Below are 14,351 nucleotides of genomic sequence, written 5' to 3' on the forward strand. Positions count from 1 at the left end.
ATGGACAAAGACAAGAATGCACAACGTTATGGTGTGCATGACACAGTATCTGGATTGCACGATAAATTGCGACAGTATATTGAAGCCCAGTATCACGTTAAGGATGAGGGCCTGCTAGCTGAGCGACTCGCGCTGTTGAAGGAGCCCGGGGTAATTGCACAAAAAGCATTTGTCGAGGCAACGCCGGTCTATGAGTTTGGCGAACCGTATAACAAATTGCAGATTCCTGAGCGTGCCAAGAGCGTACTGACGAAAATTGCGTCTGTTCGTGATGACAGTGGGTTATATCCCAGACCTTATCGGCATCAGGCCGACGCACTGGAGGCGTTTCTCGGGGGCGAAAAAAAGGAACTTGTAGTTGCGACAGGGACAGGCTCTGGAAAGACGGAGAGTTTTCTGATGCCTATCGTCGCGTCTCTTGCAATTGAAAGCACTGAACAAGAGAGCTCGCGCTTCCTTCCGGGGTGCCGGGCAATTCTTCTGTACCCTATGAACGCGCTCGTGAACGACCAGGTAGCACGTATCCGTCGTCTTTTGGGGAATACGCGCGTCAACGCATTGGTCAGCGAAGGACGTGGGAGGCCCGTTAGGTTCGGAAGCTACACTGGACGTACGCCGTACCCCGGTCCGAGAAAGAGCAACCGTGACCGAACCCGTATCGCGCCGCTGTTTGACGATTTCTACAACAAAGTCGAAGAGAAGCCCGCACTGAAGGAGCAACTACAGCGTCTCGGGCGATGGCCTAGCAAAGACCTGATTGGCTTTTACAACGCTGGCGCGAGTCAAACTAAGACGTGGGCAACCGGCAAAAAGGCGGGACAGAACTATAACGCTTCTAACTGGAAATATCGGCTGCTCACGCAGCCTACCGACCGGGAGTTGATGACCCGTCACGAGATGCAAGAGGAATGCCCCGACATCTTGGTCACGAACTATTCGATGCTTGAGTACATGTTGATGCGGCCCATTGAGCGGAACATTTTCGACCAAACTTCGGCTTGGCTTGCTTCCGATGCGAAAAATGAGCTGATCCTCGTCCTCGATGAGGCACATATGTATCGTGGTGCCGGAGGTGCCGAAGTGGCGCTCTTGATTCGAAGGCTAATCGCGCGGTTAGGGATAAATCGCTCGCGCGTCCGATGTATCCTAACTAGCGCCAGTCTAGGCGAAGGAGATGGCGCAATTCGCGATGCAGAACAATTTGCTATCGATCTGACAGGCTCCTCCGGCGAGCCAACAAACCGGTTTCAGGTAGTGATCGGTACCAAGGAGAAAATACCGGTAGGTCGTCCAGCTACTGCATCGGAAGTTGAAGCACTTGCTTCGCTGGAAATCGATGCCTTGAGCAATATAGTGGAGGACGGGGAGGCGGCTGCTGGCCAAATTCGTCGACTTGCTACGCAACTTGATTGGACGGCTCCGCCCGAAGACGTCGCGGCGCTCCGGGACTATTTGTTTGCGCATCTTTCGGATTTTGGGCCCGTGAACCTGCTCATAGAGCAGATAAGCGGTCGCGCCACGGCGCTGGAAGCCTTGACGCAGATGCTTGCTCCACGTGTTTCGTCAGAGGTTTCGCATCGCGCCATCGATAGCCTCTTGTCGCTTTGTTCTCAGGCACGGCGGCAGAGCGACGGCCGCGTCTTGCTTCCCACCAGACTTCATCTATTTCACCGGGGATTGCCTGGTCTTTACGCTTGTTCGGACCCGGGTTGCTCCGAGCGGAGGTCCAGTAGCGAGCCCCCATCACTTCTCGGCAGATTCCACACTAAGCCGTTGCTCTCGTGCACGTGCCGCAGCAACGCGCGTGTCTACGACTTCTATACCCATCGAGACTGCGGTGCGGCATTCATAACGGGCTGGATAGATGAAAGGTGCGATTTCGTCTGGCATGAACCTGAAATTGGACTTACGAGAAATCAAAGCAGGAAGCTCTACCCCATCGAAATGCTGGTCGAAGCAAAAGCACACACGTCTAGCCGTCACTGCGATGCGTGGCTTCATTTCGAGACCGGTAGGCTGACGCGGAGTCGTCCTGTTGATATGTCGGGTTTCCGGCATGTGCGCATACCCGACAAGGATGTTGTCCTTGAGGGGGAACTGCGCTTCGACAACTGCCCCGTCTGTTGTCGGCGAACTCGGGTAACTAAAACTGACCCGTCAAAGATAATGGACCATGTGACGAAGGGCGAGGCGCCGTTTGCCACCTTGGTTCGCGCACAAATGTTCCACCAACCAGCCAGCCGAGAAGAAGACCCCGTCTTTCCGAACGCAGGCAGAAAGGTGCTCGTGTTCTCAGACGGCCGCCAGAAGGCTGCTCGCCTCGCGAGGGATATGCCCAGAGACATGGAGCTGGATTTATTCCGCCAAGCGATTGCCGTTGCGACTCAAATGCTGGGCGAAATCGGTAGGGAAGCTAAACCTACCAAGGCGGTGCTGTACCTCGCGTTTCTCGCTGCGCTGTCGGAGAGCAACGTTTCCATGTTCGACGGCGTCGACGCCAACACGCTTGACCAGCATATTGTAGGTTTCAAAAACAATGTTGACGCAGACCTTTCGCTCGCTTTGTCAGAGAACTACGTTCCCGGCGAGCCCCCATGGCGTTATAGACTCGCACTGCTCAAACTCTTATGCAGCAGCTACTATTCGCTCACCGGAACAACCGTGGGATTTCTCGAACCGTCAAAGTTGGCGTTGAAAAAACTGCAAGACGATTTTAGCAAGCAGGGAATAACGGTGTCTGCGGAGAATGCCCGTGTGCTCTCTATCGCGTGGATTGACGGATTGCTCGGCGAGTTCGCATTCGATGTGGAGTTGGCGCCTACGCTACGTGAGCAGGCCTATGGGTTTGGCCGGCAGAGCTGGGGGAGTAAGGGGCAGTTTAGACCGCAGTTCCGAAAGGCCTTGCTTACCGGACTTGGGTTTGGAGATGCCGATGTTAAAAAGCTTGAAAAAGCAATGGCTGATCAATATACAACTACCGCGGAGGGATACTTTCTCAATCCCAACGCGCTTAAAGTTAGCATTGATTTATCGCGTAGCTGGGTGCAATGCGCCGATTGCACAAGCTTGATGCCATTTGACTTCGGTGGCGCATGTCTGGCTTGTGGATCTAAAGACACGCAGTCTCTGGATCCGGCGGTGGACCCCTATATGCGGGCGCGCAAGTCATTCTGGCGTCAACCCGTAACGGACGCATTGGCACATGATGGTGCACTGCGAAATATGTCGGTCGAAGAACACACAGCGCAATTGTCTGGTCGCGACTATCGCAATGTTCATTCGACTACTGAGCTGCATGAGCTTCGATTCCAGGACATCCTTCTCGATGAAGGCGACCGGCCCGTAGATGTTTTGAGTTGTACCACGACCATGGAGGTCGGCATTGATATCGGATCCCTCGTGGCCGTCGCACTGCGCAACGTTCCTCCGCAGCGAGAAAACTACCAGCAGCGTGCTGGTCGAGCTGGCCGTCGAGGGGCATCGGTCTCGTCGGTTGTCGCTTTTTCACAGAATGGCCCGCACGATAGTTTCTATTTCCATAACGCTGCCCGAATGGTCAGCGGGCCGCCACGGACGCCGGAGCTGAAGATTGACAATCCAAAAATTGCAATCAGGCACGTCCATGCATTTTTAATGCAGACCTTCTTCCAGGATTCCTCGACGCATGGTTCATGGGAAGGCTCAGGTACCGCGATTCTTCAGAAGGCACTTGGAAGAACGGCTGATTTCTTTTTGTGTACCACCGAGGGTCCAAATATCGATTCCTTTTCGAGTTGGATTGAGCGACAGGTTTTGGCGCCTCCCCATCATCTCGCGAATCACATCGCAACTTGGCTTCCACCCGGGCTAAACATCGATGAGGAAAGCCTTTTGGTTTGGGTACTTTGGGTCTCCTCTGCGTTCCTAGAAAAGTTGAACGAGCTTAAGGAGTCGATTCGACGTGAACTTGTACAGATGACTTCCAGGAAGCATGACGAGGAGAGCGACGAAGATGAAAATGACGATGAGGATACCTACCAAGACCTTGAGCATGAGGATTTGTTGGAATTTCTTTTTTTCCACCAATTGCTCCCGACCTATGCTTTTCCAACAAGTCTTTGCAGCTTTTTAGTCGAAAAATGGACTAAGAATTCAAAGGGAATATGGGAGCTTAAGCTAGAGCAGCAACCACAACAATCGACTGCACAAGCACTTAGCGAATACGCGCCGGGTCGCCTTATTGTTATCAACAAGCAGACGTACAGGTCAGGTGGTGTCTTTTCAAGCGCTCCGTCGCTAGGGGGTAATAGAGCGGAGAAGCTCTTCGAGGCAAACAACGCGAAGTCCCTTGTGATTTGCGACGCATGTTCCTTTGTCCAAGACCCATACGGTGGTGCGAAACCGCTCATTACGTGCCCCGTCTGCTCGGGGGAGCTAAGGACACAGTTAATGATTCAGCCAGAGGTCTTTGGTCCAGAAAAGGCTAGGGCTCTTTCGGAGGAGGACCGTGAACAAGACATCACGTACGCAACGATGGCTCAGTATCCACAACCGACGGACGGGGAGACCTTTGACTTCCGGGACAATGGTCCATATCTTCGCGTTGCGCACGCGACGGATAAGCGATTGTTGACACTCAATAAAGGACAAACGCGCGACGGCGAGGCGCAAGGATTTTCTGTTTGCAATAAGTGTGGTTGTGCCGAAGTCTTCGATGCGCCGAAATCTGGGAAGCATATTCGCCCATATCTACTCCCGCGTTCTGCGGCGAGCACCACGTGTGACGGGGAGTTCATCCAGACATTCTTGGGCTATGATTTTCGGACTGATCTGTTGCTATTGCGGCTTAAGATAAGCACGCCATTGGTCACTGATATTGGAAATCCGCTTGTAGTTCGTGTTCTCGAAAGCGCTGCTCACAGCTTGGCAGAGGCGCTTCGGCTAGCGGCAAGCCGGCACGAGCAACTAGACCTTGATCCGACCGAGTTCGGCGCGGGTCATCGAATTTTGCCGATTGACGCAGAAGGCACTGTTTCGCTCGATGTGTACCTCTATGATACGCTGTCCGGAGGTGCTGGATACGCTGAGCTAGCGGCGAAGTACTTTGAGAAAATTGCGGAGGACACGCTCGATCTCCTCGAAGGTTGCTCGTGTGATACCTCCTGTACGGAGTGTCTCGATCACTTTCACAATCAGCATCTGAAGCGTCTGCTCGACCGGAAACTGGCAGCCTCACTGCTGCGCTACGGCGTCGGCGGGATACTGCCCCAGAGTAAAACGCCGGAGGCACAGAGCACTCTCTTGCAAGCACTCGCGAGTAGCCTGGAATTGGATGGCATAACGTGCAATTTGGCGGCGGTGGCATGTGGCCAGGTGATACCGTTGATCGCAACCTTGGGTGCAAGAAAGTTGTTGATTAATGTATTTCCTAGTCTGCTTGCTGACTCGGATGTCACCGTGGAATGCCAACCAACCGACTGCACATACCAACTAACGGACTTGGCACTGCGTAGTGACCTGCCTGCTGTGCATGCGGAAATTCGGCGTAGATTGGTGGCCTAGGTTGGCGGATTAGAGCCGAACCCCCAACAACTTGGAGGTTCGGTTTCCTGTGCAAGATTGTGGTGATGCAGTTGGCATAAGTGATGTGGCGAGGAAATATTCATATCCGTACGACTTTGCAGTGGGCTTCCGCGAACATATCACTCGCGCGGTCACTACCGGACGACTCTGTTGACAACCAACGTAATGGGCTAGAAACTAATCCGGATGTTACTTCAACATATGTCGTCGAAATCGACCGATTAAGCTGATTCTGTGATTCGAATATTGGTTTTGTCATCGACGTATGCTATCTTCATCGCGGTCGAGCGCAATCATTTGCGATAGTGGCGGTTCACAGAAGAGGCATGTCAATGTGTGGCATCATGAGAACCTATAGAATATTTAATTAAAATTAACGTCAACGTAAAAAGATGAGTATTCATGCGCAAGGTTGGCAGACTGTCGGGGCGGTTGGTGCCGCTGTAGTCGGCGTTTGTGTTCAACTATACATAGCCTACCGAACTCGCCAGCAAACAACAAAGCAATCGCAAGATACGTTAAAAATACAGCGTACTGTCACGGAGCGTAGCGCTGCGACTTTTATTGCAGAAAAGCGCCAAAAGTGGATTGACGAACTTCGCGCAGACATGGCGGCGCACTTGGCAATTTCATCGGAAATCGTATGGAAGTGGGATGCCGTACGTAGTCGAGAAGCTACGTTTCAACAGGAAAGTTGTATCGATGTTCTTCGCATCGTTACAAATATGTTAGTAAAGAAGGAGATTTCTGGAGACTCGGCGATATCATTTGTGGCAAATTTTAAAAAAGGCGTTGAAAAGAATAACTTCAATCTGATCACATATTCTATCGACATTAAAACGCTTATTGTAGAGCAGCCATCAAGTAGCTCCCTCCGGGATTTGAATAATATATTTGAACGCGCAGTCGATCAGTACACGACTTCTTGTAGAGATCGGATTCTATCACTGCAACGCGAGTTTAGTGAAAATGAAAATCGCCATCTCGCAGGACATACGCGGATAAAACTTCGATTGAACAGAAACGAAGCCTCTCACATCGAATTGATGGCTTATCTTGATGGAATAAGAGGCGATATTAACGGGATAAGATCAGTAGAGCCATTTTCTGATTTGCAAGTTTCGATAAAGTTGAGTGAATTTCAAGCATCAGCGTTCAAAAATATTCGCGACGCTGAGAATATTATGATCAGCATATTGAAGGGTGAGTGGGAGAAGGTAAAGCAAGAGGTTGCCTATCCAGACGAACTGCTCGCCCTGATTCCAAAGCCAAAGCAGCCCTGAGAGATCAATGTTAGCGTTATGTTTCTTCTAGATGCACAACTAAAGTCGAATTTCGGCCTTCAGCGCGCATAGTCCGGAATTCGCCGATGAGCTTTGGAGCGACATCAAAGGTAAGAGGTGGCCCTTGACTAAAAAGGTTCTTTGTTAGACAGAACCGAAACTTAGCCGATGCGGCCGACCGGCACTCGCAAATCGAGCACCGAGCGAGAAGTGAGACGACGAGGAACCCGCGAGTAATGCACAGCAACCGCGATCCAAAAGTATGCTCAGGGTTCTGCGCCTGTAGCGCTTGAGCGCGACCCTTGAAAACAAGCGCTGCCAGCCTCCACGCGAGAGAGCGCGGATATGAACTGGCGGGTTCGTCGAACGTCACTCGGTGTCTGCGATCTGTTGTGCGGCCTCGACCTTCACTATTACAGCATCGCGAATCTCGCCACGAATTTCCCGTGCGTTCACTTGGAGGACGACAGGAATTCGCTCCGTCACCGCGCGACTGAGTACTTGGCGAGAGTCTCCTGTTATGGTTTCATTTTGAAGCGCCGCGACTATAGTCTTGTTAGTCTCTGGGTTCCAAAGCGTGACTCGATATGCAAGTGGATCCGTGTTGTCTAGCTTCTGAACGCGATATTTCCCGTCTAGTCGAATTTCGACAGCCTGTTGGCGGGGATTCGCAACAAGAGCTCCAGCTTCTTCGCCAGTCAGCGTCACACCGTTAATTTTCGCCTGTTCTGAGCGTCGCGCGACACGTGTCTTGGCATCGTTAGCATCGTGGGAAGTCGCATATACATTGGCAGCTGCTGGGCTGGTCTTGGATGCCTCGATGAGTAGCTTTACGTTCTCGTTCCCAGTTTTTCCCGCGTCTAGCATCCCCTGAATGATTTGCTTCTGCTCATCGTTCTTCGCCTGCTGAAGCTTTACTTCCTTTTGAGAGTCGAGGTAGTGCTCGTACGCAGTGTTTCCGAAATATCCGAGCGCGAAGATCAACGAAATTACGATCCAGTGCTTCGGTTCCATCTTGGCCCCCACGCCTTTGATGAATTCCTTAACGATTTCGACGACGTTGTCAGGTTCGAGCAATGACGAGCCGGGTCCAACCGTTACCACCAGTTCCAACCGCGCTTTCTCGTCGGCGGTCAGGGATTTGATGTCCGGGTTGCTGTAGCGCGCTAGTGCGAAGCCACGGTAGATCGCGCGCTGCAACTCCACGATTTCCGTCATTACCGTCGGTGTAACGCTTTGATGAAATTTTGGCCCCTTCAAGTCCATCTGGAAAGTGGGCCATCCATCGAAGACTAAAGACTCTACTTCGGTTGCTTTTCCGTCAAGAACGGCGCGAAGCGCTGCAAATGCATCATCTTCGCTTGTGATTCTCAATGCTACTGACATCGTTGGTCTCTCTGTTATCTGTATGCGTGACGCTTTGCGCGTACGCAGACGCATGTTTTTCTGATCCTGATCGCATTTTAGCGCGGGTCAGTCGTTCGAAGCTTGAACAACGCACACTTGAGAGAGCGATTTTTGACAGCGTGCAGAAGATGCTGAATGCATCATTGTAGGGCTTAAGACTGCTGTCGCTGTTCAAAGAATTCTCGGGCAGTCGGCTCGCCGTGTTTAAGCGTCCAACGGGCTAGGGAAATCTCTAAGGCAGACAGCGGATGGTTTTATTCGAGAGAGGTCAAGGAACGAGTGGGCAACTGGCCACAGGCTGGACTCGGTAGGAGTTCACATTCGTCAGCGCCAGGCAAAGAGGATCTTGTCGAGCGGCTCGTCACGGGACCCCGTCTTGCTTTGGGGCGGCCGTGGGATTCGCTAAACCGCAAAGTGACAAATTTGCTTCCACCACAGTAACACTTTTATTGTGTTCTACGCTTGATCGACGGCGGCACTCGGGCGATTTGCAACCGCCGGCTGCTACATCCGGACTGCCATGACATTGCCCGCGCTCGCGGGTTCTTAGTTGCACAACGTGGTCCAGCAAAGGCACTTTGAAGGGCTTGAACTGAGTGTGGTGAAAGTCACACGCTCCGTTCTTTGGGCGGCGGCGCAGCAATGCGTGGCTGCTACCCGACCGGCCTGTGGTTGCAGAAAGTGAAGAACGCCTCACATGCCGGCGTTCCTAGGCGGTATCTCAGTCGATCAGGAATTGGGTTCTGTCCTTGCCCGCGATCCAGGCAGGGGGCTTGCCACGCCCGCTCCAGGTTGCCCCTGAGTTTGGGTCGCGGTACTTGGCTGCGACAGGGCCACGAGCGACGCCGGCACCGGAACCGCGTGGGGCACCACGGCGAGCACGCGTGAATTGGACTTCCTGATGCAGGTCGAATTCATCCACGAGCTGTCGAATCTGTTCCAGGGCGTTCGCCACTTCCTCTTCGCGGACTGCCGCGATCTGTGCTTCCAGTTCCGCGCGCTGCGCCAGCAAAGCGTGGTATTGAGACATGACCTTTTCGGCAGGCACTCCTGTTTTGGACTTATCGAAAAGTGTTTCTGCCTGCGCTACTGCATTCTTCTTCGCGGTTGCCATCGTCTTTTCCGTAAGTGGAAGTCAATGAACCCCGCAACGCGGGGTTCTGGGTTTCAACTGGTCACAAATATGAAGCTGTAGTTCCAGGCACTAAAGTCGACCGAGGGCATCCTTCGGACTCGGCCTACGAGGCCGTACTGCTGCACGTGTACGAAAGCGCAACTGCTGGCCCCGTGTGCCCCGTCGTCTCGTCGGTGGCTCGGACCATCAGATGGTCCAGATAATCACTGGCTTTCGCAAATATCTCAAGACGAACCACGGCAAGCATCCGGTCGTACTCGTTCACGACGCTCCTCAGGTCGGCGAGCAGCCTGTCCGATAGCTCGGCCCAGATCCCGGTTCTGTCGAAGTCGATCAATGTCTGCGCCAGTTCTGTCTCGACCACATCGAAATGCTCCGTCGGTAGTCTCGCGTAGCCCGCGCAGGCGACGTATCTGCTGAGGATGCAGACCTGGGCGAAATGATTGATCAGCCCCCGGTCAATGTCACCGCGCAGCGCGCGTTCCAGAAACAGGCGCGTGCGCAGGATCAGGTCTGACGCCCGGTCGCGGCCCATCGGGAGCAGCATGGCCTTTGAACGTCCGGCGGGCAGGCGTGAGGGTGATCTGTTGGGCATGAGGGCGTCGGGAGTGATCGGGTTTCGCGCCGAGGTGGGGGCGACGCTGCGGGTTTCAAGTGGGAGCGCGGCGATCATCATGGGCGTATTGCTGGCCCTGCATTCACTTCCGCCCGGAGAAGGCATCCCCGATCTGGCGCGCTCTTTTCACTTCATCGCTGTGCAGATAGATCGACGTCGTCGACACCGAGGCATGCCGCAGGTTGTCCCGCACGGTCGTCAGCTCCGCGCCGCGGCCGAGCGCGTGGGGGGCATGCGTGTGCCGCATCCAGTGCGGACTCGCCCGGCGCAGCTTTTCTGCGAGTGGTGCGTGATCCGTCTCGATCGCCTTTGCGGCCAGCAGGAAAAACGGCGCATCACCATCCACAGGCGCACGCTGCTGATGCTTGTGTCCGCTGCGCTGGCGCTATCCGCCTCGAGGCTGCCGATGACCGGCGTGTCCGGCCGCCAGTGCATCTGCGTGACTGGCAGCCCGCGTTCGGCCAGATAGCGCGCGAGCGCGTCCCAGGCGAGCGGCGGCAGCGCCACGCGCGCCAGCTTTTTCCCGTTGCCCGTGACCCGCAGCCAGTAATCCCCGCTTGGATCCGTCTCGACGTGGCCGAGCGTGGCACTCACGAGTTCACTGGCACGCGGTCCCGTCGCATACCCGAAGTCCAGCAGAAAACGCAGCCGCTGCGCGGCCGGTGCCGACCAGCGTGGTGCCCCCTCACGTGGCCACTCGAGCCCGTCGGCGATGGTGCGAACGAGCGCCCATTCGCCTTCGCTGAAAGCGTGCGACACATCGAGGACATTCGATCCCGTCGCATCGCGCACCTTCACTCCCGCAAACGGATTGGCGAGCACGTAACGCTGCTCGATCAGCCAGCGGAACAGGGCACCCAGGATCGACAGTGCGTGCGCGACCGAGCGTGCGGACAGGCTGCCATTGAACGGCCGCCAGTCGGGCGACGTGCGCGGGCGAACCGGGCCGACCCAGCGGGCGTGCGGCGAGGGATGGCGCAGGAATGCGCGATAAGCGATCGCGTCTTCCGTCGTCAGCGACGACAACGCCCGGCCGCGCTCGACGATGGCCCACAGGATCAGCCGTTCGGCTTCCTTACGGTAGGTGCGCTGCGTCGCAGGTGATTCGTGCAGGGCAAGCCAGGTCTGGACAGCCTCATAGTCATTGGACGCATCGAGCGTGCACGTGGCGGCGGGTGCGCGGAAGGTGCCCGCAGAGCCATCGACCTCATGCGGCAGACTGATCGACTCCCACGGCACGATGAGATCTTGCCGGCTGGCCACGATCAGTACACGCGCCTTCTCGGTGAGTGTGGGCCATGCAGCGAAGAACGCCTCGATGGCGCGGGCACTGGCCGCACCGAGGCCCGGCACGACCTTCCACCACCGACGGCGGCGTGGGATGCGGACGATGAGATCGGCGAGCGTCGAGATGCCGTACGCCTGCAACACCCGCACGGCACGCGCGCGAACCACTGGGCGATGTCGTCGGCGATCCTGGGTTCGGGCGGGCGTGTTGTGCGAAGCGCCTCGATCGCCTGGGCAACGGCCTTGGCGTGCTGCGCGCGCTCGTGCGCAGGATGTTTGAGAAGCGCGGCCAGATCGTCCCGATGTGCCGCGCGAGCGAGAGACGCCAACCTGCGACGGAGACGACCGAGCACGCCGCGCGCTGATTTCCCGTCGCCCAGTGCCGAAGGCAGGTAGCGCTCAACGGCGGCCCGCACGGCCACGCCTGCGTACCAGGCACGTAACACGGCGAGTTCGGCGGCATCGGGCAAGCCGGACGAATCGTGATCGTTTGGACGGGACGGAGCGGGCAGGGAGGTGTGACGCGTTTTCATACAACTGAGTTTGCTAAATAAATCGATGCATTATGATAAGAAGGATTATCATAATAGTCTGGTCGTGCATTGATTTCTCGGGAAAACTTCAGCCGCGTACACAACTAGTTGTTGCTATCCACTTGATCCGCCCCGAATGCCCCGTCAAGCTGCCGCGACGCGTTCCGCGTCGTCGCCGTGCAGGTAGACGATGTCGTTGCAATCGCCGCATGGCGCAGGTTGAACCGCTGACGTATGCGGCAGCACGACGTGACACACACGCGCTGGTAGTTAGCTATGCACGTCCGTAGCTTCGCGATGTCTTCAGACGGCCTTGCCGAGGTCGTTTGCAGGTGGCATCGGCTAGCCGCGCAACGAAGCGCTGATTGGTGGTGCGGTAAATCAAGGGCCAGAGGTGCTTGTCCTCGAACCCGAGCACACGACGGCGCCGCAGATCAAGATCCGCAGGGGAAGGGGTGGCAATCATTGCCCAGCCCTTATCGCGTGTCCACGCCAGGCAAGCGCCAGAAAGGCTTGCTAGCCACGCCGCTCCGCGCTACATCAGCGTGCGAATGTGCATGTCCCGTCGTTCGTCGGTCCTGGTCTACCACGGTACGTCGATCAATGCCGTGGTCAGTCGATTTACGAAGGATGTTCCAAGCGACGTTTCCCTCGCGAGCCAGATGCAACTGCTCCACGCTGCGAGGGTGTCGGTACCCGAACGTGTAGTCAGGGCGTGCCAGCATGGCCCACGCTCACTCGCGTGGACAGCATTCGTCCTTCCCGTGCGACCTTGCGCGCGCCCTCGTCCCAGTCAGGTGCTGCGCACATGAACAGGGTCTTGCCATCCTCACCGCCGAGCGCCACAGCGAAGACCCCGTCTGGCGCAGTACTGACTTCGTCCAGAATCTTTCCTCCCTCGGCGACGCGCACCGCGCGTCGGTTAATGGTGTCGGCAAACCAGACAGCGCCTTCTGCGTCCAGGGCGAGGCCGTCGGGGATAACCTTGGCGCGCTGCAGGCGAATGCCCACGTCGGGCTCGTCGCCCAGTTCGCCGAAGTTGGCGAAGTCACGGCGAGGTCCGAGGGTGCCGTCAGGCCGGATATCAAACTGCGAGATCCTGTTTCCGAAGAGTTCGTTGACGATGAGTTTCTTCCCGTCAGGCGTGATCACGGAGCCGTTCGGAAAGGCGAGCCCCTCGGCAACCTTTTGTGAACTGCCGTCGGGGCGGATCAGCACGAGCCCTGTGTCTTTGTGACTGGCGCCGCCCATCAGATCGAATCCGAAGTTACCCACATAGGCGTTGCCGTTGCGCGCCACAACCATGTCGTTCGCGTGACCGCCGCAGTGATCCCAGATATCCGCATGCACAACGAGTTTGCCATCGTTCTCTAGGCGCATAACCCTACGGTCCTTCATGGACACCACGAGCATGCGTCCGTCGGGCAACCAGCCTAAACCGGAGGGCTGCTGTTCAATGTCGACCACTTTATTTACCGAACCATCGTGTTTCATGCAGTAAACGCCGTAGCTATAGAAGTCTACGAACCACAGCATGCCTTTGTACCAGCGCGGGCCTTCCAGATACGTGAAGCCTTCTGCCACGACCTTAATCTCGGGTTTCGTCATTTGAACTGTCTCCTTGCGTTTTATGATTCGAGGGCGAAGTTTCCGCAATAGTTTGGCTGGCGGATGCAGATTTGCAGAAAATCTGCGACTCGCACCGATGCTCACAGCCTAACGTAAGTCAGGTTTTGTAGATTGATTGCCAGGCATTGTTGTGGTTGCGGGTCTCCGTACCAGATACTCGACACGTTGGTAAAGAGGTTCGGTTTGCGTATCGGATGTCGAACTGCTGTTGGCCGATCCTCCACGCTCCCGGGGAAGCGAGCAGGACCGGGGGGCGCCTCGTTTAACGCAACCCTTATGCCATGTTGACTTATGTGCGATGCAGCATGCGAGTAACTCGCGGAGGCTACATGAAAACCACGTTCGATCCGATGGCGATGTGTTGCGCCGCCGCGTAGTTATGAGGTGTCAGCTATTCGGACAGGTGTCCGATGCATGTCCGATTGACGGGGGCATCGGGGATGCGAATGGTGCGACGGCTTGCCGGGCTGTTCGCGGGCACGATCGCCGTGCCGCCCGCGATCAGGCGGAAATCATCGGGTGCTTCATCGGATGTCACGCGCGCGGGAATGTGCTGCGCCCTGGGCTGCTTTTTTCCTTACGTTCTGCAGCAGCCCAGGTTCAATCGGTTTTGCTCCTTTGCACCATGTGCATGGCGCGAACCGGACAGCCCATCGAAATGGGATTGTCGAAGCCACTCTGGCTAATCTACCTGAGCGCTACGCATCCATCGCGGCATGGTGTCGGGATCATTTGAGTCGACATACTGCGAGACGCTCTTGAGCAAACCCAGGTTGACGCCCGCCTGCTCAGCGAGCTTCAGGGCAAGGTGCAGGTCCTTGCTGACGATGTTGTGCGTCGAGTGGTAGTCCTTCTCGCTACCCGCCCATGCCTGATACTGCGCGCGGCCGGTTTCCGCA

The 14,351-nt window shown here is 55.9% G+C and carries 6 protein-coding genes and 2 pseudogenes; 2 read left to right on the forward strand and 6 right to left on the reverse strand.

What is annotated here, in order from left to right; translation table 11 throughout:
• The gene (locus U5782_RS29735; RefSeq protein WP_322047433.1) at positions 1–5,541 is read left to right on the forward strand and encodes a DEAD/DEAH box helicase; all 5,541 of its coding nucleotides are present in this window, start codon (positions 1–3) and stop codon (positions 5,539–5,541) included.
• Between the two features lie 413 nt (positions 5,542–5,954).
• Complete coding sequence (locus U5782_RS29740; RefSeq protein ID WP_322047434.1) at positions 5,955–6,845, forward strand: hypothetical protein; 891 nt, start codon at positions 5,955–5,957, stop codon at positions 6,843–6,845.
• Between the two features lie 369 nt (positions 6,846–7,214).
• Here U5782_RS29740 and U5782_RS29745 read toward each other — a convergent pair whose 3' ends face one another.
• The 6 genes and pseudogenes from U5782_RS29745 to U5782_RS29770 form a co-directional block, all read right to left on the reverse strand.
• Complete coding sequence (locus U5782_RS29745) at positions 7,215–8,231, reverse strand: hypothetical protein (protein WP_322047435.1); 1,017 nt, start codon at positions 8,229–8,231, stop codon at positions 7,215–7,217.
• Between the two features lie 742 nt (positions 8,232–8,973).
• On the reverse strand, positions 8,974–9,282 hold the full coding sequence (locus U5782_RS29750) for an H-NS histone family protein (protein WP_322047449.1): 309 nt from the start codon (positions 9,280–9,282) through the stop codon (positions 8,974–8,976).
• 208 nt (positions 9,283–9,490) lie between these two features.
• Positions 9,491–10,063, reverse strand: a complete 573-nt coding sequence (locus tag U5782_RS29755) for a hypothetical protein (protein WP_322047436.1) — start codon at positions 10,061–10,063, stop codon at positions 9,491–9,493.
• A gap of 22 nt (positions 10,064–10,085) precedes the next feature.
• Positions 10,086–11,823: pseudogene (locus U5782_RS29760) on the reverse strand (phage integrase family protein).
• 708 nt (positions 11,824–12,531) lie between these two features.
• A complete protein-coding gene (locus tag U5782_RS29765; protein ID WP_322047437.1) occupies positions 12,532–13,431 on the reverse strand; it encodes an SMP-30/gluconolactonase/LRE family protein in 900 nt (299 codons plus the stop codon).
• 703 nt (positions 13,432–14,134) lie between these two features.
• Positions 14,135–14,351, reverse strand: a pseudogene (locus tag U5782_RS29770) (NAD(P)-dependent oxidoreductase); the annotation flags it as partial.

Origin of the sequence: Paraburkholderia sp. J67, from assembly GCF_905220265.1 — a bacterium.
In the GTDB taxonomy this organism is placed as follows: Bacteria; Pseudomonadota; Gammaproteobacteria; order Burkholderiales; family Burkholderiaceae; genus Paraburkholderia.